This is a genomic window from Mycobacterium sp. SMC-8, assembly GCF_025263565.1.
Classification (GTDB): domain Bacteria; phylum Actinomycetota; class Actinomycetes; order Mycobacteriales; family Mycobacteriaceae; genus Mycobacterium.
This window is the reverse complement of record NZ_CP079865.1, coordinates 400227-423063: the sequence shown is the minus strand read 5'-3', so window position 1 is coordinate 423063 and position 22837 is coordinate 400227. Positions and strand designations below refer to the sequence as shown.

The following is a 22837-nucleotide window of genomic DNA, read 5'->3' as shown; positions in this document are numbered from 1 at the left end:
TTGGTCGCATGGGATTTCTGGACAAGGCCAAAGATCTTCTCTCCAAGAACGCCGACAAGGTCGACACGGTGATCGACAAGGCCGGTGATCTCGTCGACAAGAAGACCAAGGGCAAGTACACGTCAACGGTCGACAAGGTGCAGGACGCGGCCAGGAAGGCCGTCGCCGACAACACCGGCACGGTGCCGCCCGAACAGCAGTCCGGTCAGGCGCCTCCTCCGCCGCCGACCACTCCGCCTCCTCCGCCGCCGACCACTCCGCCGCAGCAGCCCCCGACGGCTCCGCCGACCTCGTAGGCGCTCGCGCATGGCGAAGCTGTCCGTCTCCGTCGACGTCCCGCTGCCGCCCGAGAAGGCGTGGGAGAGCGCCTCGGACCTGTCCCGCTACCGGGAGTGGCTGTCCATCCACCGGGTATGGCGCTCCAAACTGCCTGATGTCATCGAGAAGGGCACTCAGCTCGACTCGATCGTCGAGGTCAAGGGCATGCCGAACCGGGTGAGCTGGACAGTGGTGCACTACCGCCCACCCGAGGCGATGACGCTCAACGGCGACGGCAAAGGCGGTGTCAAGGTCAAGCTGATGGGCAAGATCAAGCCCAGCCAGACGGACCCGGCCGCCTCGACCGTCACGTTCGACATCCACCTCGGCGGACCCGCGCTGTTCGGACCGATCGGCATGGTGGTCGCCGGTGCCCTCAAGGGGGACATCCAGGAGTCGCTGAACCGGTTCAAGACCGTCTTCGCGCCGTCCTGACCGCGGGTGCGCCGGCCGTCAGCCGGCTGCGACGGCGGCCACCGCCTCGGCCACCGGGACGTCGCCGGAGATGACCTCGAAGGTGTGGCCGGCGGTCTGCGGCATGTCCAGCGCAGCGACGAGCACCGCCGCCACATCGGCGCGGGGGATGCTGCCGGGCCCGGTGTGTTCGGCGATGTACACCCGGCCGGTGCCCGGATCGTTGGTGAGCAGGCCCGGCCGCACGATCGTGCTGAGAAGGTCGGCACGCGAGCGGATGACGTCGTCGGCGGCGCCCTTGGCCCGCAGGTAGGCGACGAACACCGGGTCGCCCGCGTCGTCCGGTGCGTGGGCGTCGGCGCCCATCGACGAGATCATCAGGTAACGCCGCACTCCCGCGGCTTCGGCGGCGTCGGCCAAGAGGATCGCCGCGTCGCGGTCGACGGTCTCCTTTCGGGCCGCTCCACTGCCGGGCCCGGCGCCCGCCGCGAAGATGACGGCGTCGGCGCCGCGCAGGTGGGTGGCTACGACACCGTTGGTGGTGTTCTCCAGGTCGACGACGATCGGTTCAGCGCCGGCGGCACGCAGATCGTCGGCTTGGTCGGGGTTACGGATGAGGCCGGCCACCGAGTCGCCGCGCGCGGACAGCAGCCGCGAGGTGATCAGAGCGATTTTTCCGTGCCCTCCGGCGATGACGACGCGCATGACCTACCTCCGACCTGACCGACGACCCGGTGTCGACGTCACAACCTCAACGTACTCACTTTCGCGTCCGCGGCTGTCAGCGCTGAAATCGCCGGCGAACCAGCTTGCCGAACTCGATCGTCGACCGGCGCACCGATTCGAACCCCAACGACACCAGCAGCGTGTCCACCATCGCGAAGGGAAGCGTGGTGGCGACGGCGCCGCGCCCGTATTCGAGGTGCCACGAGCCGGGGTGGATCGTCAATCCCCGCGCGTGCCCGCGTTGCAGACAGGTGTGTCCGCCCGGCATCAGCGGTGGCAGTGCGACGTGGTCGTCGGACTCCAGATCATAGGAGTCGATCTGCCCGGCCAGCAGGAACTTGTGGATGTCGACGTGTTTGTAGCGTCCCGAAAAGCCTTGTGTTCCAGTCGGTGACCCGAAGATGACGATGTACTCGCGTGGGCTGAAATACAGAAACCGGACCTTGCCCAGCACCCCGCCGGCCTTGCTGCCCACCCAGCGCCCCGGAGTCGGGTCGATCAGACCGGGGTACGCCTCGGCGAGCAGCCCGACTGCACGGGCGGTGAGTTCACCGGTGTGCAGCGGCAGGCCGACGACTTCTCTGGCCACCTGATGCAGGACGTCGGGGTCGATCCGGTACGTCACCGGTCGAACTCCACAGGCAGGCTGGTGGGTCCGCTCATACCCAGCAACGGCCGCCACGGTGCCGGTCCGGCCACCTTGGGATTGGGCAGTCGGCGCGCCAGGATCTTCAACGCCTCGCAGAGTTCCCGCCGGGCCAGGTTGGCGCCGAGGCAGTAGTGGGCGCCACCGCCGAAGGTCAGAATCGGGGGTGGGTCGTCGCGGGTGATGTCGAAGCGGGTGGGGTCGTCGTAGATCGCCGGATCCCGGTTGGCGGCGTAGGTGTTGGCCACGATGAATGCTCCCGCAGGGAAGGTGTATTCACCGATTGTGACATCCTCGCCCACGGTGCGGACGGTGCTGCACATCGACGGGGAGTGTCGCATGGTCTCCTCGACGGCGCGCATGGCCAGCTCGGGTCGGTCGCGGAGCAGCGCGAGCTGGTCGGGATGCTCGCAGAGCGCCTGCATCGAGGCCGCCAATTGTGTTCTGGTGGTGTCGGTTCCGGCAATCAGGATGCTGAATGCCAGCATGCGGACCTCGCCGGCGTCGAGGCGGTCCCCGCCGTCCTCGGCGCGGATCAGCTCGGACAGCAGATCGGTCGTCAGATGTCGGCGCCGGTGAGCGATCATGTCGTCGATGTAGGCGTCGAACGCGTCCCACGCCCGAAGCACCGTGGGTTCCTCATCGACGAGGTCGATGTCGAAGCTGACGATCTTGAAGATGTCTTCGGCCCAGGTGGAGAACAGCTTCCAGTCCTGCCGGGGTGCTCCGAACAGCGCGCAGATCACCGGGATCGGATAGGGCCGGGCGATCTGCTCGACGAACTCGCACCCGCCATCCGCGCTGACCGAATCGATCAGCTGATTGATGACCTGATGGATCGTCTCGTCCATCCGCGCTGTCGCGCGTGGGGTGAAGGCCCGCGACACCAGGCTACGTAGGCGGCGGTGTTCATCGCCTTCCATGCACAGGATGCTGCGGGTGACCCGGTCCCAGAGTTCGCCCGAGGTGAGGCCGTGCGCGGAGAGATGAATACCCGGCGGGATCCTGAACCTCGGGTCGCCCAATACAGTTCGGGCCAGGGGATAGGACAGCACCTCGGGTCCGATGGGGCCCAGCGCGATCGGCGCGGTCTGCTGCGCGGCGCGCAACTGCGGATAGATCTGCTGCGGGGTGTCGGTGAGCTCGTAGGTGAGGGTGGGCAGGCCGGCGTCGAATACGCTGGGCGCGGCGGTCACCGGAGGATCCTCAGCGGCAGCGCCGGCAGCGTGCACGTCGCCGACGGCCAGGTGATCTCGGGGACGTAGCCGGCAGCGAGCTCGAAGTCGGGAATCCGGGAAAGCCATTCGGCAACCACGAGCTTGAGTTCCATTCTGGCCAGGTGGGAACCCAGACAACGGTGCGGTCCGCCGCCGAATCCCCAGTGTTTGTGTAGCTTGCCGTCGAGAACGAGGTCGTCGACGGAGTGGGCGTCGCTGCCGTCGCGGTTGATCGCCCCCAGACACAGCCGCACCTCGGCACCGGCAGGCAACGTGACACCCGAGACGGTGACCGGCCGGGTCGTCACGCGCCCGACGATGGGCGCGGCCGGTTCCAGCCGGATCATCTCTTCGACGAACATCGCGATACCGTCGAGGTCCTCCCGCAACGCCGTGCGCAGCGCGGGGCGGCGGGCCAACTCCAGCATCGTGGCGCCGATCGCGGAGGTGACGGTGTCCAGACCGGCGAGGACGAACACGAGGGACAATCCGACCGCCTCGTTGTCGGTGAGGGGTTCGTCGCCATGGAGCAGCTGGGACAGGATGCCCTCGCGGGGGTTCTCCCGTTGCCCAGCAACCGCTTCGGTGAGGTAGGTGTACAGCTGGACCGCGGGGGTCAGGTCGACGCTGGACGGGTCGGTAGTCAGACTGAACGCGATGATGGCGTCTTTCCACCCGATCAGACGTTCGCGGTCGGCCAGCGGCAGCCCGAACAGCGTGAGGAAGACCTGCGACGGGTACGGGGTTGCCAGGTCGGCCATCACCTCGCACTCGTCGCGCTGCGCCAGGCCCTCGATGATGTCGATCACCTGGGCCTGAAACGACGGCATCAGCACGGCGAGTGTCTGCGGACTGAAAAACTGGTGCAGGACGCGCCGGTACCTGGTGTGTTCGGGAGGGTCGAAGCCGAGAGGCACCAGCGGCACCGGGCTGATCATGTCGTCGTAGGCGATCCGCGACGAGAACACCTCGGGGTCACGCAGCGCGGCAAGGACGTCCTGGCGGCGGGTGAGGTAGTACCAGCCGTCGCCGTAGAGCACGGGGCCCTGGTCGCGCAGCGTGGCCCAGCCGTCACCGCGGTCCCGCGACATCGGCAGGTCCCCGTAGCGCACCTGCGGCAGCGCATCGGCGGCCCCGGTCATGGCACGTTGGTCGCGAGCAAGGTCAGGGGCAGTCCGAGCACCGACAGGTCGACCTCGTCGAGGTAGGTTCCGTCACCGGAGAACTCCTGCCGGAATCGCGTGACCGCGCCGTAGCGGTCGATGACCGCCTCGCCGGCGGCGGCTTCGGGGATGCGCAGCACCACGGTGTAGACGCCGTCTCCATGGCGGTCGAGGAACTCGTTGACCGACGCCGCCACTGCCGCATCGGACCCGGTGATCGGGCTGATCAGCTCGACGCCACGGTCCCAGTCCAGCTGGACCCGAATGCCCAGTTCGGTGAGTTCGGCGGCGTTGAACCGGAATCCGAGTTCTGTGAACATCTGTGCGGTGTCATGCCACCGCTGCGGCGCGACCGCGAACACGACATGATGCAGCTTCGGTTCGGTCGTCATCAGCGGACCAGCCCGCGTGGCCGGATCAGGCCGAGGTCGAGGTGGTTGAGCCAGCCGGGTGGACCGTCGCACACGTCGGGAATGGCGTTGATAGCTCCCATCGCCGTCCAGTCGTAGCCGGGATGGGACATGGTGCCGTCGGGCCGGCGGACACCCTTGAGCGTCAGCTCGGTCGGCGGGTCGCCGTCGATGACGATCTCGTAGCGGGTCTCGCCCCAATCCCAGCCCGGGTTCAGCAGGTCGGGGCCTGCGGTCACGTAGATCGCGTGGAAGACGATGAGCGGCTTACCGTCCACCCAGGCGGTCCACTCGTGGCGTTGCCCGGCCACGGTGTCCTTCGGGATGGCGCCGTCCGCGTGCGGGATGTCGGCCGCGGCTGTGGCGACATCGATGTCGGCGGCGCTCACCTCGTCGATCGTCACACCGAGACCGTCGGCGATCATGTGCATCGACTGGGCGAAGAACGGCAATCCGAGGCCCAGGATGGTGGGCTCGGCGAGAAACGCGTCCTTGTCCTTGCCGAAACCCATCCAGTCGATGTGGTCCATCGGCGCGTCCTTGAGCACGTCGACCACTTCGTAAACGTGGATGGTGTCGACCCTGCTCATCACCCGCGACAGGGTGAGCGGAAGGATGTCACCGGCGTAGCCGGGGTGGATGCCGCCGCCGTGAAAGGAGGTGCCACCGTCGCTGCACGCCGCGCGGATCTGCTCGCCGCCGTCGTGGAAATCCGCACTCGGGTGGAAGAATCCGGCCGTCGTCACGACGTTCTTGCCGGAGCGCAGCAGCCGGCACACCGTCTCGACATCCATGATGATCGGCGTGTAGAAGACGCAGTCGGCGGCCAGCGCGACCATCGCGTCGACGTCGTCGGTGGCGGTGACACCGGTCGGAAGGATCCCTGCGAGCTCACCCGCGTCCTTGCCCACCTTGTCCTTGCTATGCACCAGCACACCCACGAGGTCGAAGACGGGCGAGGCGCAGAAGTGCCGGACACCGACCTGTCCGACATCACCGGTCATCCACTGGATCACCCGATAGGTCTTGTCCGTCATGGGCATTCTCCTAGTGCGAACCGGCGTGCAGCACACCGCGGGGCAACAGCAGGGGCAGGTCGTTGTAGGTGGCGATGCCTGCCGGGGCGGCAACCACGGCGGGTATCGCGGTGATCGCCGGCATCGCGGTGATGGTGAGCCCCAGCATGACGAAGTCGTCGAGGGTTTCTCCGGCGAAGTCCGGGGGGTGGGGCGAAGCTCAGCGTGCTGGTGATGGTGGGACGTCCCTCGACGGTGACGGTGTAGCCGAACGCGGTGGGCCACTGCGGCTGCAGCGATTGCCCTTTTGTCCAGATGCCGCGGATCTCGACAACCTCGCGCCCGTCAACGATGCCCTTCCACCGCACGTCGATTCCGGCGACACAGCCGGCGGTGATGGTCCATCCGCCGGGCAGATCGAGGTCCTCGGTGGTCTCGGCGTAGTCCACGTCGCAGCGGATGTCGTCGAGTTGCACTCCGAGTGCGTCGGCGACCACTTGCACGGCCTCGGCGAAGACGCCGGACCCCGTTGCGGTGATCGACGCGAGGTCGGGTTCGTCGATGGAATAGCCGAATCCCATGGGGATTTCGGTCTGCGGCGAGTTGTAGATGGTGGTGTCGAACGATTCGACGATGCTGATCCGGTCGACCCGGTCCGAAATGCCGGCGGTGACGACCGCGAAGAGCTGGATGAAGCCGGGATTGATGCCGCTGCCGAAGATTGTGGAGCCGCCGCGGCGGCAGGCGTCGATGATGCGGTCGCGGTCGGCACCCAGGCGGCTGCCGGTGATGAACTCCGATGTGGTGACGACGTTTGCGCCGGATTCGAGGATGCGGACAAGGTCGCCGGTGTCGGCGAACATCGGGTTGTAGACGACGCAGTCTGGTCGAAGCGCGAGCAGTGCGTCGACGTCGTCGGTGGCGGTGATCCCGATCGGGCCGACCCCGCAGAGTTCGCCGGCGTCCCTGCCGACCTTGTCGGGTGACCACGCGTAGCAGCCGACGAGCTCGAGCTCGGTGTTCGCGATCACCGCGTGCACCGACTTGGTCCCGACATTGCCGGTGGTCCACTGCACGACGCGGTATGTCATCGTGACCTGTCTGCGGCAGTGAAAGTGACGGGTACCGAGCGGAATCCGCGAGTGACGGAGTTGCCGTGAAACTTGGCCTGCTGCCCTGCCGCGAGGGTGAAGTCGGGCATGCGGGCCAGCACCCGTTCGAGGCCGACCTGGAACTCCAGCCGTGCCAGGTTGGACCCGAGGCAACGGTGGACGCCGGCGCCGAAGCCGAGGTGCCGGTTCTCGCGGCGGTCGAGGATGCAGCGGTCGGCGTCGGGGAACTGCCGCTCGTCGCGGTTGGCGGCGGCGTAGTTGACGATCACCGACTCGCCGGGGGAGAACCGGCAGCCGTTCATTTCGACGTCTTTGGCCACGGTGCGAGGGATGCCGTGGATGGAGCCGGCGAACCGGATGAACTCCTCGACCGCGCGGGCGAGCAGATCAGGCTCGTCGATCAGGCGATCCCGCTCGGCGGGGTTGGTGGCCAGATAGTGATAGGCGAAAGACATTGCACTGGCGGTGGTTTCGAGGCCGGCCTGTACCAGCAGCATTGCGTTGGACACCACGTCGGCGAACGCCAGCTTCTCACCGTCGATCTCGGCGGAGAGCAACACGTCGATCATGTCGTCGCGGGGCGGCTCTGCCGTGCGAGCCGTCACGGCGTCGTGCAGATGCTGGTAGAGGCCGCCCCAGGCTTCCATCCGCGCCTCCTCGGTGGCGCCGTTGAGTGCGCTGTCGGTCAGTTCCACACACAGCGGGACGTCATCGACAGGCATGCCGAGCAGGTATTTGAAGAACACGATCCCCGGCTGGCGCCACGCCACCGCGGCGAGGTCGCCGGACCCGCTTTCGATGAACTCGTCGAGGAGCCGGTCGGTTTCGTCAGCGATCTGAGGCCGCAAGGCCTTCATGCGTGCCGGGGAGAAGTACGGGTTGAGGACCTTGCGGAACTTCTGCTGCCGCGGCGGATCGAGGGTGATCACCAGATCACCGGCGAGCTGCTCGGCTCCTTCCGGGGTGGGGTTGCTGGAGAAGTGTTCCCAGTCCTGCAGGATCTGCACACATTCGGCGTAGCGCACCGCGACCCACGCCCCCGCCGGTGTCGCGCTGAGAAATGGGTTGTCGGTCCGCGCAAACGGTGACTTAGCCCGCATCACCGCGTACACGTCGTACAGGAATTCGTTGTCGTTGAAATCCGAGTGCCGCAGATCCCAGTTCTCGGCGTGGCGCTCCGGTGTCTGGGTCACGGCGATCCCTCCGCCGCCTGCCGCGCTTCGCGCTCGTCATGAATTCGTACCAGTTCGCGGAACCCGATCCGGTTGTACTTCGGGACGGGCTGGATGCCCCATTCGTCCTGTGCGGTGTCCTTGCCTTCGGCACCCTCGGGCGGGCCGAGAGCCGGATAGGGCACCTGGCATTCCAGCGTGTCGTCGGAGTAGCGCACCTTGAGCAGCTCGCTGCAGATCTCGGTGAGGCTCAACGTCGGGTAGCCGTAGTAGACCGCCATGAACGGCAGTGTGAACGCGCCCTCGATGACCAATGCGACCAGGCACACCAAAACGGCGCGCTTGATCCACTTGTGCATCCGCGCGTAGTACGGGGTGGTACCCGGCGGTAGGTCCTGGCTCTTCTCTTCGGTGTTGTCCACAGAAGTCGTCACAGTTGAACTCCTTAGTCCGAGAAGATCTCGCGGTTGACCGTGTGCAGGTAGGGGATGGCGAGAAACGGTGTGATGTAGAAGATGTCGTAGAGCCACCAGCCGATGACCGGGAACACGACGCCCGCGTACCGCACGTCGGCGTACATGGTCATGTTGAACACGTACAGGCACCAGATGAGTACGCCCATCCAGCAGGTGATGATCATCCACTGATGGCCCCACCGCTTCATCTGAAGGAACCCGATCGCCGCGGCGCAGCGCATCGCGAAGACGGTGAGGATCATGCCGAACACCATCGACTTCTCGCCGGGTGCAGCGGCGCCGCCGATCCACGCCTCGTTGTAGTGCCAGAAGTAGCCGGCATCGAACATCGCGCCCCAACCGACCATCAGCACGCGGTTGATCAGGGTGTGGTTGGCGACCAGGTCGAGCGCCCAGCCGAGGCTGTTGAGCATCCCGTCGATCAGCACCAGATAGCCGATGAGCGTGACGATCATCGGACGGACCGACAGGCCCGCCCGTAATGCCTGCCGCTGCAACCACACTCCGCGCATGAAGATGGGCAGGCCGATCAGGCCGGGCGCCCACATCCCCATCAGTGCGGCGCCGGCGATCATCCACTTGTCGGCGCGGCGCTGGGCCTGCCGGGACTCGTCGTGGTGCTCGTCCAGATTGACCGAACCGGACGGAACGCTGGCCTTGATGGCCGCCGACTTCTGCTTCAGTAGCGGGATGTTCACAGCTCCCACCACCCCCGGGCGAACGACATGTAGAGCTGGATCAGAAACATCACCAGCAGATATCCGTAGACGACGACCTGCAGGATGATGAGAGCCTTCTTGCGGTTGCGTTCCTTCTGGTCGACCATGTCGTCGATTCCTTTCTAACGGTTGGGGGTCGGGCTGTCGGCGGCGGCGAGGCTGGCCGCAGCCACTTCCCGCAGGCCTTCGGAGACGCCGCCGTCACTGGACAGCGGGGCGAGCACACACGCCTCGGCCGCTTCCAGCTCGGAGGCGCCGGCGGCGATCAGATGTGCGGCGGTGACGAGCACGCGGGTCGACGGCGGTTCGAAGTGAAACGCTTCGTCGGCCGTGCGGATCGCGTTGGCGCACCGGACCAGCCGCTGAGCGGTCGCAAGACCGATGCCTGCCTCGGCGACGATCACCTCGGCTTCCCGCTCGGGAGGCAGGTAACCCATCGGCAGCGTGACGAACCGTTGCCGGAACGACGGTTTGAGTTCCTTGAGGGAGCTGCGGTAGGCCGGGTTGTAGGAGCAGACCAGCATGAACTCATCCGGCGCCTGCACCACTTCGCCCGCCCGGTCGAGGTAGAGGGTGCGCCGGTGATCGGTCAGCGAATGCAGCACGGCCAATGAGTCGTGCCGCGCTTCGACGACCTCGTCGAGATAGCAGATGGCCCCGGCCTTGACCGCCCGGGTCAGCGGCCCGTCGGTCCACACCACGTCCCCGCCGGTGACGGTGAACCGGCCGACCAGGTCCGAGCTCGTCAGATCGTCGTGGCAGCTGATGGTTACCACGGGACGGCCCAGCAGCAGACCCAGGTGCTCGACCAGGCGGGTCTTTCCGCATCCGGTGGGCCCGGTCAGCATCACCGGCAGCCGCTGCCGGTAGGCCTGCTCGAAGAGCTGCACCTCATTGCCGTTGGTGAGATACGTCTGGTCGGTCATGCGGATACCAGCTCCCTGTGAACGTTGGCGAGGACGCGAGGAAGGTCCTCGACCCGGCGGATTCGTTGAGAACGCTTGGGGCCGAACACTTCCGGCAGTGGGTCAACCCGGACCGGGCCGATGCCGACGTAGTACATCGAGACGCCGGCATCGCGCGCCTCCTCGACGGCGTGGGCGGCGTCGGCCCAGGCATAGCGCCCCTCGTAGCCCTCGTCCGAGATCAGCCCGTCGCCGATCACGATGACCAGGCGCCGTTCCGACGGCTGGGCGAGCAGCCTGCTCGTGAGGTGGCGCAGGGGAGCACCGAGGCGGGTGTACCCGCTGGTGCCCAGTCCGAGGCTTCCCGGCGGGACGAATCTTCGGTCGGCGAAGTCCTTGAGACAGGTCACCTCGACGCGGTGCCGGGTGTTGCCGGTGAAGACGAAGATGCCGTGGCGTTCCTGTGCGGTCGTCATCGCCCGCGACAGTGCGTCGGCACAGGCGAGCTCCAGCTTGAACACGGTGCCGCCGTGCACGCCGAGAGAGGAACTGCCGTCCAGCAGTAGAGCTGTGGTGACGTCGCGGCTGGCGGGCAGCAATTCGCGGAAGATCCGTGGCTCCACCGCTTCTCCGGTGGTCACGTCGATGTAGTGGCCCACGTACTGGTCGACGTCGAGGTCGGAGCCATCCTCGAGGCGGTTCTTCATCGCGCGGTGCGTGTTCTTCTCGAACCACTTACGGACGTCGACCGCGATGGCTCCCGGTTCCCCGGCACGGCCTTGGTGGGTGCGCTCGAGGACGGCGACGTGGTCAGGCAGGAAGCTCTCAGTCCATGCGTTCCATTCCGGATACGGGATGCCCGGGCGGTGCTCCGGGGTGACGTCGAGGTCGTTGTCCTGCGGCCGGCTCGGCGGAGGCAGATTGGGGTTACGGACGCCGCCGTCGCCCCCAGCGGGCACGGAGTGCGGTTGCGGTACCCGCTTCTGGTTGGTGGTCCACGGCAGCCGCCCGAACGAGCGCCGCAGCTTGTCGGACAGTCCCTGCGGCAGCGTGTACGCCCGCGGCAGATGTCCGACCAGCGGGTCCACAGTGAGGGGTTGGTGGGTACGGGACAATGCGACCGCGCGGTTGAGCATCTCCCCGCCGTCCATGTCAGAGTCGAGGGCGGCAAGGTCGGGGAGGACGCGCCGAAACTCGGCGAGCAGTCCCGGCCAGTTCGCGGCGACCCAACCCAGCGCCACTTCGGCTTCGACGAGATGCAGCGCGGCCAGCTCACGCGCGGACAGTTCATGAAGCCTGTAGTCGATGATCCGGTCCTTGGACGGTGAACATTGCAGAGCGATGCCGCATGTCACGGTGCGGCGGGTCCAGTCCCGCTGCCACACCGGATACGGCACGTGCACGACATCGAGCATCGAGCTCAGTCCGAAGCCACGGTGGGCTCCGCTGACGAGGTGGGCGCCGGTCCGACGCTGCCCGCTCAACGCGACCGCGGTGAGCGCGCAACTGCGCTCGACCGCCATGGCGTGTGCATCGGAGAGTTCGGTCATCAACTCAGAAGGTGCCGATGTTGGAGAACATCCAATACCAGAACCAGATGATCAGCCCGGTGCCGCCCCAGGCCGCGACGTATCGCAGGATTTCCCAGATCCAGCCTGTCATGTGAGTTCTCCTAGCAGTAAGGGCTTTTCGATGGTCATCGGGTCTCCAGTCCTCGTAGTGCAGTGGTGATCAGATTGGCCAGCATCGCGTCGCGGATGTCGCTGCGGGTAACGGTGGTCAGCACTCCGTAGATGCCGAGTAGGAAGAACGCGGCACTGTAGAACGCGTCCACTTCGGGATGGACTTCTCCGTCGCCCCGGGCCCGCTCGATCTCGCCGACCAAGGAGACGATGACGGGATGGTCCGACCATTCGTCGTTGCTCGGCCGCGTCGGCGAGAAGTGCAGCGCCAGTAGCTCTTTGAACAGCAGCGGGCCGAAGCGTTGCTCCAGTGCGGAGATCAGCTGGACCACTTTCGTCAGTGCCGCGGCCAGGTCATGTGCCTGGTTCAGGTAGCGAGTGAGTTCCGCTGCCATGCGCGATTCTTCGCGCCGTTCCAACTCGAGCAGCACGTGCTCTTTACTCGGGAAGTGGAAGAAGAAGGTGCCGTGGGCGACACCCGCCGCCGAGACGATGGCGCCGACGTCAGCACCCGCCATGCCCGACGCTTGGAACTCGGCGATCGCGGCGCCGAGTATCCGTTCCCGCGTCTGTAATCGGCGCAATTCGCGCGCTGACTGCCGGACCTGTGGCGTCATCAGTCAGTCCGAGAAGATCTCGCGGTTGACCGAATGCAGATACGGGATCGCCAGAAACGGTGTGATGTAGAAGATGTCGTAGAGCCACCAGCCGACGACGGGCAGGACCACGCCGGCGAACCGAACGTCGGCGTACATCGTCATGTTGAACACGTACAGGCACCAGATGACGATGCCCATCCAGCACGTGATGATCATCCACTGGTGGCCCCACCGCTTCATCTGCAGGAAGCCGATGCCCGCGGCGATGCGCATGGTGAAGACCGTCAGGATCATGCCGACTTCCATGGCTTTCTCACCCGGCCCCGCCGCGCCGCCCAGCCAGAGCTCGTTGTAGTGCCAGAAGTAGCCGGCGTCGAACATCGCGCCCCAGCCGTTCAACAGGATTCGCGCCAGGATCGTGTGGTTGGCGACGAGATCGAGCGCCCAGCCGACCGTGTTGATCGCGGCATCGATGATGACCAGGTAGCCGATGAGAGTGACCAGCATGGGGCGCACCGACAATCCGTTGCGCTGCGCCTTGCGCAGTAGCCACACCCCACGCAAAAACAAGGGGAGGCCGAAGATGCCCAGTGCCGCGGTGCCGATCAGCAGGCTGCCGGAGATGAGCCACTTGTCGGCCTGGCGCTGCGCGCGCTGGGATTCCGCCATGTGCTCGTCGAGCCCGCTCGCCGATGCCCGCCGCGGGGGATCGCTACTGCGACGACGGCCCAGGTTCAGCGTCGGCAGGTTCATGTTTGCTGACTATAGTCAGCGTCAAGATTGAGTCAATAGGCATTTTATTGGCGGCCGAGCAGACGCAAAATCGCGTAATTATGGCTGATAACGTGCGAGTTTGTGTCTGCTCGCGGAACTGGTGCACGCTAGTTTGTTGACTTGGGTCAGACAGTGCCGTTAGATGGGCTCACCTCGACGAGGAGGAACCCATGATCGTTCGCGACAGACGGTTTACAGGGAAGCCTTGACTTGTTACCCGGGTCGCTGGAGAAGATGAAAGAGGCGACGCCCTTGCATCGCCTGGGCGACGTCGAGGACCTCGGGAGGTTGTGCGTGTATCTGTCCACGCGCGACTGCTATGCCACCAACGCAATCTTCCACGTGGACGGCGGCATCGACTCGAACAATTCGCCGCTGCCCATCCCCGACTATTGAGTAAAGCGGTGTCGAGTGCGCAGAGTGGTTCAGTTCTCCACGGGCAATGCCGGGAGACACTCACTACGGGCGGTGATCGGACGTCCGGATCTGGAACTGGTCGGCGTGCACGCCGCCGGCCCGGCCAAGATCGGCCGCGACGCCGCGGAGCTGTGCGGAATGACGGAGCCCACGGGTGTGGTCGCGACTGACGACCTCGACGCGCTGATCGCGCTGTCACCGGACTGCGTGGTCTACACCGCACTGGGGGAGACGCGCCCGATGGAGGCGATCGAGCAGATGTCGCGCTTCCTCGCCTCCGGGATCAATGTGGTCGGCACCTCGATGGTGTGGTTGGTGACGCCGCATCAGGCCGACCCCTGGCTACGGGATCCGCTGGAGCAGGCCTGCGCGGCCGGCAACGCGTCGCTGTATGTCAACGGCATCGACCCCGGCTACTCCGGAGACACCGCGGTGCATGCCGCGCTGAGCCTGGTCACCCGCGCCGAATCGGTGACGGTGCAGGAGATCTTCGACTACGGCAACTACGACGACTACGAATACACCGGCACCGCCATGGGTTTCGGCACCACGCCCGATGACGAGCTGCCGATGGCGTTCCAGCCCGGGGTCATCACCTCGATGTTCGGCGGGCTGGTGCGCAGCCTCGCCGGCCACCTCGGCGTCGAATTGGACGAGGTGCGTCAGCGGTACGAGCCCTGGTACACCCCGGAGCGGATCGAGTGCACGATGATGACGGTCGAGCCGGGGCAGCTCGCGGGCGTGCGGTTCGCCGCCGAAGGGGTTCGGGTCGGCGTGCCGCTGATCACCGTCGAGCACACCACCCGGTTGACACCGGCGGCCGCACCCGACTGGGAATATCCGCCGGAGGGGCTGAGCGGGGTGCACAAGGTCATCGTCGAGGGCGAGCCCCGCGTCGAGGTGAGCACCCACCTGTCCCACCCGGTGCTCGACGTCACCGATGCCGGCTGCGTGTCGACGGCGGCCCGGGCGGTCAACGCGATCGACTGGGTGTGCCGCGCTCCGGCCGGCCTCGTCGCGGTCGAGGACATCCCGCCCACGGAGATGATCCGTGGCCTGATGTGGTGACCGCGGACCGTCGGGAGAATTTCTGCATGTAAGGACTCCGGCCGGACTTTAGGCTGGTTGGATGGTGGGCGGGTACGACGTCTGGCGTCTCTCGGAGACGTGGCGGATCCGCTTTGCCTATTTCGAGACCTACGGTCCGGTGGGATCCAGCCCCGAGGGTAAGCAGGCCTACCGCGCGCTGAGCCTGTGGGACAAGGCCCGCATCGCGACCAATCCGTTCGCGTTGCTGTTCGGACCGGTCTACTTCTTCGTCAAAGGCATGTGGCGCAAGGGGTTGACGCTGTTGCTGCTGGCGGTGGCGCCGGCGGCGGTGATCGTCGTCGTCAGGCCGGGGGGCGTGGTCGAGTGGGTGCTCGCGCTGATCGTGCCGGTGCTGGCGATGATCGCCGCCAATTACGCCTATTTCCTCCACGTGGTCGAGCACAGCCGGTCGTGGAATCCGTGGGAGGGCAGTGTCGGACGCCGCTGAGGCGCCGCGTCACAGCCGGTGTCGGCGCCGGATACCGTCGAAGCGTTCGTGCAGCTGACGGGCCCGCTGGGGCGGGGTGGTCCTGGCGGTGTCCGCGGGAAGCGCGCCGGCCAGCTCCGATCGTCCGACCAGCCGGGTTTCCAGCACCGCCGGTGCCCCGGCCAGCATGTGCCGGTAGGTAAGGTTCCCCCGCTCGAATCCCTGTGTGTCCAGCCAGTTGTGGACACCGGGATCGTCATGGGCCATCACGATGCGGATCCGGCCGTCGCCGTCCACCGCGGCACGGCTCGGGGTGTAGCTCACGGGGCGGTACAGGTAGTCCATGCTGGTGAAGAACACGCCCATGTTGGTCAGATTCCACAGGCCCTCGTGCGCGTCGAACTCGATGATCAACGCGTCGTCGGCGCCGAGCTCCCAGTACATGTTCGCCGCCGCGCGGCCGCGTCGGACGTCGCCCTCGGAGGTCTGCAGGCCGGGAAACCGGTTCGGCCGGTCGGCGTCCACCCCGCCGTGGGCGAACGGGAACTCCGGCCAGTCGGACATCACCCCGCTGAGGAAGTCAGCCGCCCATTCGATCGCGGGTACCAGCTCGGCGACCGTCGGCACCGGCCGCGGGGACCGCATGCCGACCCGTTCGATGTGCAGTTCGGCCGGGCGTTCGTCCCACCCGTCGAAACCTTGACGGATGAACAGCTTCCGGGAGTCGCCGGTGGTGGGCAGCCAGTTCGGGCCCCGGCGCGGTCCGCCCACGTAGAGCACGAAATCACCGTCGGGCGTGGTGGTCAGCTGATCACCGGACAGGTTCGTCTCGGGAACGTCTCCGAACGGTTCGTGCAGTACGCCGGGTCCGGCCGGGCGAGCTCCCTGGACGGTGATGTTGAAAAACGGTGCCGTGCCGCGGTTCCCGCTGAGCCGGTAGACGTGGGAGCCGCCGATCCACGCCTGGTGATAGGCGAAGTCAGCGCAGTCACCGCCGAGCTTGCGCAGCGGAGTGCTGAACGCGTGCACGACCGGGTACCGCGGATCGGCGGTCTCCAGCGCGAGGTCAAAAGCCTGACCCAGGTTCTGGGTCAACGCGCGCATCGCGTCGGCGCGCTGGACGCTGGTTGCGGCGTTGTAATCCTTGAACACCTGATCGCCGGCGCTGCGCAGCCGGTCGCAGAACGATGTCCACGCCGCGCGCAGCGCCGCGTCGTCGGGTCCGTCACCGAACGCCATCAGGCCCCGGCCCGGGTGAGCATGTCCGAAACCACCGTGCAGGCCCGGCGGGCGGCGGCCTCGCGGCCTTCCCGGTCGATGCGCGGACCGATCAGCTCGAGGTCGAAACCGTGGGAGTAGCCGGCGCTGATCACCTGAGAGATCAGTGGTTGGAGTGGGATCGCGCCGTCGCCCGGTACCGCGCGCGCGGGCAGCGCCCGATCTCCCAGCACGTAGTCGCTCAGCTGTATCAGGCACACGCGGGGTAGGGCGCGCTGCACGAGGGTGGGCAGATCGGCTTCGGCCCAGCAGTGGAAGACGTCGAGGCAGATAGCGAGGTCGCCCATGTGGGCGAGCGTGCTGGTGTCGCGCAACGAGTGGGCGATGTGGATGTCGGCGTACAGGCTCGACGCGTTCTCGATCGCCACCTCGACGCCCGCCTCGCGGGCCCGCGCCCGGGACGGGGCCACGGCCGCGCAGAACGCTTCGGCGGCATCGCGCCAGTTCAACGGTCCACGGCCGCCGGTGAGGAGGTAGATCATGCGGGCGTCGACTGCGGCCGCAGCGTCCACGACACGGTCGAGCGCGTCACGGGCGCCGCGGACGTCGGCCGGTGCGACCGGGATCCGGCCTTCGCCGAACAGGTGATAGACGGCATGGGTGCGGTAGCCGTGTCTGGCCGTAAGGGTGGGCAGCGCCGGGTCCAGCAGTTGAGTGTCGGTGAGGCTCAACGTTTTCAGGTCCAGACGCTGCCAGCACTCATGAAGTTCGGACAGCGGCGCGCCGTGGAATGTGACGCTGTGAACCGAGACGCGTTCGTGCACGGTCGAACCCTCAGTCCCGTCGTTCGATCTCGGCGCCGAACCGCTCCCGGTACGGCCGGAACTCCTCGTGCAGCGCCTCGAGGTCCTCGTCGATGTCGGTCAGCACCGAGGTGGAGTAGCGGAACTTGCCGTGGCGGTCGCCCGGGTTGTGGGCCAGATAGTCGCGCATCGCGGTCTCGGCGTCGGCGGTCAGCTCGCGACCGCAGAACGCGTAATAGCGGGCGACGGTGCCGACCTGGTCGGCGACGAAGTCGGTGTAACGCACGTGCTGGATGCGGGGGTCGTCGACGAGCGGATGGCTCATGGTATTGGCGATGCTGGCCCGGGTGAGCTCCAGATGCATTGCGGCCGCCGCCTTCAGGTCGACCGGTCCGACGATGCCTTCGAGGATGTCGGCCATCATCATCGTGCGCGACGCCGCGACCTGGACGGGGTCACGGTGTAGCCACAGCAGCGACGCGTCAGGGTAGGCGGCGAAAAACTCGGTGAGTCGGAACCCATGAAAACCCTTGCACACCCAGTATTTCGGTGGCCGGCGGTACTGGCACTGCTGCAGCATCGCTTTGTGGATGCGGTACTGCGCCGCCGCGTCGGTGGGCAGTCCGCCGACCACCGTCTGCATCGGCACCCGCCACCACGCGGTCGGCGTCATCACCCGGAAGTCGAATGCCCAGGTGCGTTCGTCCTCGGGCAGTCCCGCGCCGAGCATGTCGTTGTACGGATGGCTGTGCAGCCACTTCGGCATCGTGGCGTTGATCTCGCGCCAGTCGGCGTCGGCGCGGGCAGGCCGCGGATCGTCGGCTACGGCGAGTCCCGGTGGCGGTGAGGGATACATCACCTCCCAGAACCGCAGGGCGCGGGCGTGCGGGTCGACTGAGAGCAGCGCGTGCATCAGCGTGGTGCCCGAACGCGGTTCGCCGGTCACGAACATCGGCCGGTCGATGATCTCCGCGTCGATCGGGTATTGCGTCCGGTCGGCGAAGAACTCCAGCCGGGTGGTCAGCAGCCAGTGGCACACCTCGGCGGCCCGGGCGGTCCCGTCGGCGTCCATGCCGACCCCGTTGAGCAGGTCGACGGCTGCTGCGAACCTTTGCGGCAGCGTCGGATCGCCGTAGTCGTGCAGACCGGTGGCGGTCTCGGCCTGCCGCATCAGCCGGGCCGCGTCGAGTGTGGCGATCACGCTGTCACTCCGCAGAGTCGCAGCAGTTCGTCCTCGGCGGCCCTGACCCTGTCGGCAGATGTTGCGGCATAATGTAATCCGCCCATCGCGCCGTAGTCCATGATCTTGGGCACACGCAGTCCGGCGTCGACGAACTCCTTCACTCGCCGGGCGACCTGCTGCGGGGTGCCATGCGGGACCACGGCCAGAATCGCCTCGGGTTCCACCCGGCCGAGGAAGTCGACGATGCGTTCGCGGGTCATGGTGGCGGGGTCGATGTCGTGAAAGCCGTGCCAGTCGTCGCCCATCGGATGCGCATACCCGAACGCGCGCAGGGTCTGGGCCGGCACCTGCAGCAGAAATGCTCTCACCAGCGGCGCTTCCAGAATCTCGGCCAGCATGGCGTCGTCATCGGCGATCAGGCACACCTGGATGTAGCACGGGGTGACGGCCATCGGGTCGCGTCCGGCCCGCTCGGCTGCGCTGCGCACCTCGGCCAGCATGCCCGCGTAGTGATCGGGGGTCCAAGCGCCGGCGGGCCACCAGCCGTCGGCGTACCGGCCGACGATGTCGAGCATCCGGGGACCGCTTGCGCCGATCCAGATCTGGGGGAAGCGCCCGTCGTACGTTTCGGTGTCCAATCGCGCACCGCGCAAGCGAAAGTACCGTCCGGTGAAATCGACGGGCCCGTCGGACTCCCACAGCAATCGGATGACGTGCAGTGCCTCTTCGAACCGGCTCACCGGCCGGGCGAAATCGAACCCGTACGGCACGATGTTCTCGGCCTCGCCGCTGCCCAGGCCGAGGATGAACCGTCCGCGGGAGAGGTGGTCGATGGTCAGCGCGGACTGGGCGAGCGAGGCCGGGTGGCGGCGGACGGTGTCGACGACCGAGGTGGCCAGCGGGGTGCGCTCGGTCAGCACCGCGGCAGCCGCCGCGACCGCCATCCCGTCGAGGTGACGGTGCGGGGACGGCGATGTGGTCGCGAGATCGGTGAACTCGGGTGTCCAGATGGAATCGGGCCAGAAGCTGACCATGTGGTCGGGCAGCCAGATCGAGTGGTAGCGGCCGCTGTCGAGCCGGTCCAGCACCGACATGTCCAGAGGCAGCGTGGTGCGCAGGAACGCCGCCGGCTGCACCGTTGCACTGCTGGGCACTCGCTCAGCATAGGGTGCTGCGGGTGCGGTGCGGCGGTGATTGCGCGATTCGACCCGTCAGCGCGCCGCGCGTGCGATAGCGGCGACGAGATCTTCCCGCGCCTGTGGTCGCCCGAAGTAATAGCCCTGCGCCAACGGGCATCCCATGGTCCGAAGTAGGTCGGCCTGATGCCGGGTCTCCACGCCCTCGGCGATGATCGGCAGATCGAGCGCATCGGCGAGGCTGGCGACAGCCTGGAGCAGCGGCGGCGGAGAGGGTGCCGACGTGATCGACGCGATGAAGGACGCGTCGAGCTTGAGCAGGTCGGTGGGCAGTTTCTGCAGCCTGCTCAGCGACGAGTAGCCGGTGCCGAAATCGTCGATGGCGATCCGGATCCCGTGCCGCCTGAGCTCACGCAGCGCGTTGATCGACGACGGCCGGTCGACATCGAGCACACTCTCGGTGACCTCCAGCACCAGCTGCTCGGCGGGCCAGCCCGTCTCGGCGAGCGTCTCGGCGACCCGTGCCACGTACCCCGGCTCGACCAGCTCGAGGCCGGATACGTTCACGCTCAGCGCCAGTCGCAGACCGGACCGCTGCTGCATCCAGCGTGCGTCCAGACACGCGCGGCGAAGCACATACAGGTCGAGGACGCCGATCAGGCCGTTGTCCTCGGCCACCCGGACGACCTCGCCGGCGTGCAGTTCGGATCCGAGCGCCGGCGACCACCGCAACAACGCCTCGACACCCACGACGGTGTCGTCGTCGATCAGCCGGACGACGGGTTGGTAGTGGACGTCGATGGTCTGTGCGGCCAGTGCGTCGTTGAGTTGCAGGGCGAGCGGGGGCAGCCTCGAGGATTCGAGCATCGTGCGGTTACGCCCGATCGAACGCGCCCGGCGCAGCGCCGCGTCGGCACGTTCGATGACCGGGGAGGCTGATTCCCCGTGCTCCCAAGCGCTGACGCCCGCCGAGAATTCGCGCGAGCATCCAGTGCGCAGCAGCTCGGTCAGCTCGAACGCGTCCTGCTCGGTCATGGCCGGAAGCAGCAACGCGAACTCGTTGTCCCCGCGCCGGGCGAAGATCTGGCCGCGGCCCAGCATGCCGCGCCACGAGTCGATGAGCTGGTGGATCAGCGCGTCACCGGCGCGGTCGCCGAACTCTTCGTGCAGCGCGGTGTGCGCGTCGACGGACATCAGGACGATCGCAGGTCCGTGCCCGGTGACGAGGGCGCGGTTGATCTCGGCGTTCACAGCCCGGTCGAACCCGCGGCGATTGGGCAGACCGGTGACCTCGTCCAGTTCGGCCTTCGACACGATGCGCCCGAGGATCGCGATCAGGGTCCCGATCGCGGCGGCGGTGACGGAGGTGACCGCCCCCGTCCACCAGGGCACCGTCGGAGCGATGGCCAGTGCGGTCAGACAGCAGGCGATCGCCACCGCGAGGTACACCATGGCGGTGGGCCAGGCGACGAAGAAGGCCGCACAGGCGACGAACACGTACAGGGTTGCGAACGACACCGCGACGGGGCCCGTCGAGCCGGTGACGGACACGGTGATCAGTGCGATCGCGGTCAGCACGAGCAGATGGAACTGTCGCACGCTCAGGCGCCGCCCGATCAGCAGGACGCAGATCCCGACGAACACAGCGACGGCGGCGTTGCGAAACTGCACCTCGGTGCTGCGAGTCCTCGCTGCGGCGCACCAGGCCGATGATGACCTCGGCGACGATCGTGCTGCCGACGGGCCCGAGGCGTTCGCCTCCGGCACAGATCTGTGCCTCGGCCAGCACGTAGTACCACAGCGGTGTGCGCTCCAGGAAGCCGCCGGCAGTGAGCACATCGCGCTGTGCCCGGCCGGCGGCGTGGTCGCGGAGTTCGGCCGGCGTGAGCTTGCGCACCCCGAGCAGCTCCGCCACCGCCTGCCCGGTGGGCATGCGCATCCGGTAGCCGCGGAGCAGATTGCGCACCGACAGCATGGCGGCCAGATCGACCTCGGGCGCACCGTCAACCTGCCGCAGCCGGAACAGCGCGCGGTTGAGCGCCGACAAACGGGTGTCGAACAGGCGGGCCTTACCGCCCGTACCCGGGTCGCCGATGATGTTCTGCCACTCGATGATCCAGCTCTCCGGCAGCGTGTCGAAATCCCCGAGTTGGCCGGACAGCGCGGTGAATGTGAACAGCAGATCCAGGCCGGCCGGTATCCGGCCCTCACCCGGGGTGAGGTTGAAATTCAGATTGAAATCGTAGTCGGCGCGAACCATGGTGTGGCCGAATCGGTATGCCGCAACGCTGAATTCGAGGGGCAGGAAGAACGGTTCGGACAGCGCGTCATACCAGCGGTTGCCATTGGTGACGATGTCGTCGACGACCGCGGTGTCGGCGATCCTGGGAAGGAAGTCGTGGACGACGATGTGCTGGTAGTGCTGGCGCAGGATCCGCCGGGCCTGGTGAAAGTCGTGCCCTTCGTGGACGAGCCGGTTGTGCGCCTTGAGGAACGCGACCTGCAACTGCGAGATGATCGTGTTCTCGTCGTTGCGGGGGTCTCCGATGAGCGCGGCGCGGTCGTGCTCGGCGTCGGCGCTGCGTCCCTCCCGCGGCACGTCGTTGTCGTCACTCTTGCCGGGTGGACGGCGGAACGGGATGCGCGTGTCGTCCTGGACCTCACTGACCCGGCCGAGCAGAAGTCTGTCGGGGTCGGTCGGGTGGTGGGGAATCGGTTGTGTGCCGGTCCCGTAGACGCTGTCGAGATCCAGTGTCGCGGTGCGTCGGTTCCTGATCAGCGTGCGCGCCTGCGCCGCGGTGAGCGGCCGCATATCGTCGTCGAGGATGTCGCCGAAGCGGTCGTCGCCGGCCGCCGCGCCGTCGGCGACCTCCAAGGTGATGTCGTGGTCGACGAACTGCCCGAAGTAGGTGTACGCGGCGGGAATCGAGGAGTTGGCCACGTCGTTGCCGCTGTCGTCGACCATCGTCTTACCCAGGCTCCGCAGGTCCGCGATGATCGTGGCGGTGTCCGGGAGCAGCGCGCTCGGATCCGACTGCAGGTCCGAGAACAGATAGTCGAAATTGCCCGAGGTCCGGTTCGGCGCCGGGCAGCAGGGAATGGGCGGCGTCGGCCTGGTCGGTGTCGGTGTCGGCGTCGGTGACGACCTTGCCGTGCGACATTCTGGGCATTGTGCGGACTCCTCCAGGTGGGCGATACGTCGAGCCCCACATTCA

General features: G+C 67.0%; 25 protein-coding genes and 2 pseudogenes. 5 read left to right on the top strand and 22 right to left on the bottom strand.

The genetic code is table 11. The features are described from left to right. Positions 1-8 precede the first annotated feature (8 nt). Together KXD97_RS02215 and KXD97_RS02210 are read left to right on the top strand one after the other, a co-directional pair. On the top strand, positions 9-296 hold the full coding sequence (locus tag KXD97_RS02215) for an antitoxin (protein ID WP_260755252.1): 288 nt from the start codon (positions 9-11) through the stop codon (positions 294-296). 10 nt (positions 297-306) lie between these two features. Continuing rightward, positions 307-753 carry an SRPBCC family protein gene (locus KXD97_RS02210; RefSeq protein ID WP_260755251.1) on the top strand — a complete coding sequence of 149 codons (447 nt, stop codon included), beginning with the start codon at positions 307-309 and terminating at the stop codon, positions 751-753. Between the two features lie 18 nt (positions 754-771). Here the strand turns inward: KXD97_RS02210 and KXD97_RS02205 are convergent, their stop codons facing one another. From KXD97_RS02205 to KXD97_RS02135, 15 genes and pseudogenes are all read right to left on the bottom strand, one after another. Next, positions 772-1437 (bottom strand): NAD(P)H-binding protein, encoded by a 666-nt coding sequence (locus tag KXD97_RS02205; RefSeq protein ID WP_260755250.1) that lies wholly within the window; start codon positions 1435-1437, stop codon positions 772-774. A 76-nt stretch (positions 1438-1513) separates the two neighbouring features. Further along, entirely contained in the window at positions 1514-2083 is a 570-nt protein-coding gene (locus KXD97_RS02200) for an ERG2 family protein (protein ID WP_260755249.1), read from the bottom strand. Next, positions 2080-3300, bottom strand: coding sequence for a cytochrome P450 (locus KXD97_RS02195; RefSeq protein ID WP_260755248.1), 1221 nt, complete (start codon positions 3298-3300; stop codon positions 2080-2082). Before KXD97_RS02195 ends, KXD97_RS02200 begins: the two co-directional genes overlap by 4 nt. Then, the gene (locus KXD97_RS02190; protein WP_260755247.1) at positions 3297-4463 is read right to left on the bottom strand and encodes a cytochrome P450; all 1167 of its coding nucleotides are present in this window, start codon (positions 4461-4463) and stop codon (positions 3297-3299) included. Before KXD97_RS02190 ends, KXD97_RS02195 begins: the two co-directional genes overlap by 4 nt. Beyond that, positions 4460-4876, bottom strand: coding sequence for a hypothetical protein (locus KXD97_RS02185; RefSeq protein ID WP_260755246.1), 417 nt, complete (start codon positions 4874-4876; stop codon positions 4460-4462). The genes KXD97_RS02190 and KXD97_RS02185 overlap by 4 nt, the downstream gene beginning before the upstream one ends. Beyond that, positions 4876-5931, bottom strand: coding sequence for a dihydrodipicolinate reductase (locus KXD97_RS02180; RefSeq protein ID WP_260755245.1), 1056 nt, complete (start codon positions 5929-5931; stop codon positions 4876-4878). Before KXD97_RS02180 ends, KXD97_RS02185 begins: the two co-directional genes overlap by 1 nt. A 10-nt stretch (positions 5932-5941) precedes the next feature. Further along, positions 5942-7001 (bottom strand): annotated as a pseudogene (locus KXD97_RS02175) (dihydrodipicolinate reductase). Beyond that, positions 6998-8215 (bottom strand): cytochrome P450, encoded by a 1218-nt coding sequence (locus KXD97_RS02170; RefSeq protein ID WP_260755244.1) that lies wholly within the window; start codon positions 8213-8215, stop codon positions 6998-7000. Before KXD97_RS02170 ends, KXD97_RS02175 begins: the two are co-directional and overlap by 4 nt. Then, a complete protein-coding gene (locus tag KXD97_RS02165; protein WP_396885572.1) occupies positions 8212-8616 on the bottom strand; it encodes a hypothetical protein in 405 nt (134 codons plus the stop codon). Before KXD97_RS02165 ends, KXD97_RS02170 begins: the two co-directional genes overlap by 4 nt. Before the next feature lie 23 nt (positions 8617-8639). Then, positions 8640-9368 carry a hypothetical protein gene (locus KXD97_RS02160; protein WP_396884645.1) on the bottom strand — a complete coding sequence of 243 codons (729 nt, stop codon included), beginning with the start codon at positions 9366-9368 and terminating at the stop codon, positions 8640-8642. Then, positions 9365-9496, bottom strand: a complete 132-nt coding sequence (locus KXD97_RS02155; protein ID WP_260755242.1) for a hypothetical protein — start codon at positions 9494-9496, stop codon at positions 9365-9367. Before KXD97_RS02155 ends, KXD97_RS02160 begins: the two co-directional genes overlap by 4 nt. Before the next feature lie 15 nt (positions 9497-9511). Further along, positions 9512-10315 (bottom strand): CbbQ/NirQ/NorQ/GpvN family protein, encoded by an 804-nt coding sequence (locus KXD97_RS02150; RefSeq protein ID WP_260755241.1) that lies wholly within the window; start codon positions 10313-10315, stop codon positions 9512-9514. Further along, complete coding sequence (locus tag KXD97_RS02145) at positions 10312-11844, bottom strand: nitric oxide reductase activation protein NorD (protein ID WP_260755240.1); 1533 nt, start codon at positions 11842-11844, stop codon at positions 10312-10314. Before KXD97_RS02145 ends, KXD97_RS02150 begins: the two co-directional genes overlap by 4 nt. Positions 11845-11990: 146 nt before the next feature. Next, positions 11991-12593: a TetR/AcrR family transcriptional regulator gene (locus KXD97_RS02140; RefSeq protein WP_260755239.1), complete on the bottom strand. Its 603-nt coding sequence runs from the start codon at positions 12591-12593 to the stop codon at positions 11991-11993. Between the two features lie 3 nt (positions 12594-12596). Continuing rightward, complete coding sequence (locus KXD97_RS02135) at positions 12597-13328, bottom strand: hypothetical protein (protein ID WP_260755238.1); 732 nt, start codon at positions 13326-13328, stop codon at positions 12597-12599. Positions 13329-13523: 195 nt separating this feature from the next. Here KXD97_RS02135 and KXD97_RS02130 point away from each other — a divergent pair. From KXD97_RS02130 to KXD97_RS02120, 3 genes and pseudogenes are all read left to right on the top strand, one after another. Beyond that, a pseudogene (locus KXD97_RS02130) lies at positions 13524-13745 on the top strand (oxidoreductase); the annotation flags it as partial. A gap of 15 nt (positions 13746-13760) precedes the next feature. Beyond that, the gene (locus KXD97_RS02125; protein WP_260755237.1) at positions 13761-14834 is read left to right on the top strand and encodes a dihydrodipicolinate reductase; all 1074 of its coding nucleotides are present in this window, start codon (positions 13761-13763) and stop codon (positions 14832-14834) included. Between the two features lie 61 nt (positions 14835-14895). Beyond that, complete coding sequence (locus KXD97_RS02120) at positions 14896-15303, top strand: DUF2628 domain-containing protein (protein ID WP_260755236.1); 408 nt, start codon at positions 14896-14898, stop codon at positions 15301-15303. Between the two features lie 9 nt (positions 15304-15312). Here KXD97_RS02120 and KXD97_RS02115 read toward each other — a convergent pair whose 3' ends face one another. The 7 genes from KXD97_RS02115 to KXD97_RS02085 all read right to left on the bottom strand — a co-directional run bounded on the left by KXD97_RS02115 (position 15313) and on the right by KXD97_RS02085 (position 22783). Further along, a complete protein-coding gene (locus KXD97_RS02115) occupies positions 15313-16521 on the bottom strand; it encodes a hypothetical protein (protein ID WP_260755235.1) in 1209 nt (402 codons plus the stop codon). Continuing rightward, positions 16521-17324, bottom strand: a complete 804-nt coding sequence (locus tag KXD97_RS02110; RefSeq protein ID WP_260755234.1) for a sugar phosphate isomerase/epimerase — start codon at positions 17322-17324, stop codon at positions 16521-16523. Before KXD97_RS02110 ends, KXD97_RS02115 begins: the two co-directional genes overlap by 1 nt. Positions 17325-17334: 10 nt before the next feature. Further along, on the bottom strand, positions 17335-18504 hold the full coding sequence (locus tag KXD97_RS02105; RefSeq protein ID WP_260755233.1) for a sulfotransferase: 1170 nt from the start codon (positions 18502-18504) through the stop codon (positions 17335-17337). Continuing rightward, complete coding sequence (locus tag KXD97_RS02100; protein ID WP_260758279.1) at positions 18501-19580, bottom strand: LLM class flavin-dependent oxidoreductase; 1080 nt, start codon at positions 19578-19580, stop codon at positions 18501-18503. Before KXD97_RS02100 ends, KXD97_RS02105 begins: the two co-directional genes overlap by 4 nt. A 117-nt stretch (positions 19581-19697) precedes the next feature. Further along, a complete protein-coding gene (locus tag KXD97_RS02095) occupies positions 19698-20873 on the bottom strand; it encodes a GGDEF domain-containing phosphodiesterase (RefSeq protein ID WP_260755232.1) in 1176 nt (391 codons plus the stop codon). Beyond that, positions 20761-22587 (bottom strand): peroxidase family protein, encoded by a 1827-nt coding sequence (locus KXD97_RS02090; protein ID WP_260755231.1) that lies wholly within the window; start codon positions 22585-22587, stop codon positions 20761-20763. The genes KXD97_RS02095 and KXD97_RS02090 overlap by 113 nt, the downstream gene beginning before the upstream one ends. A gap of 4 nt (positions 22588-22591) precedes the next feature. Beyond that, on the bottom strand, positions 22592-22783 hold the full coding sequence (locus KXD97_RS02085) for a hypothetical protein (RefSeq protein WP_260755230.1): 192 nt from the start codon (positions 22781-22783) through the stop codon (positions 22592-22594). Positions 22784-22837 lie beyond the last annotated feature (54 nt).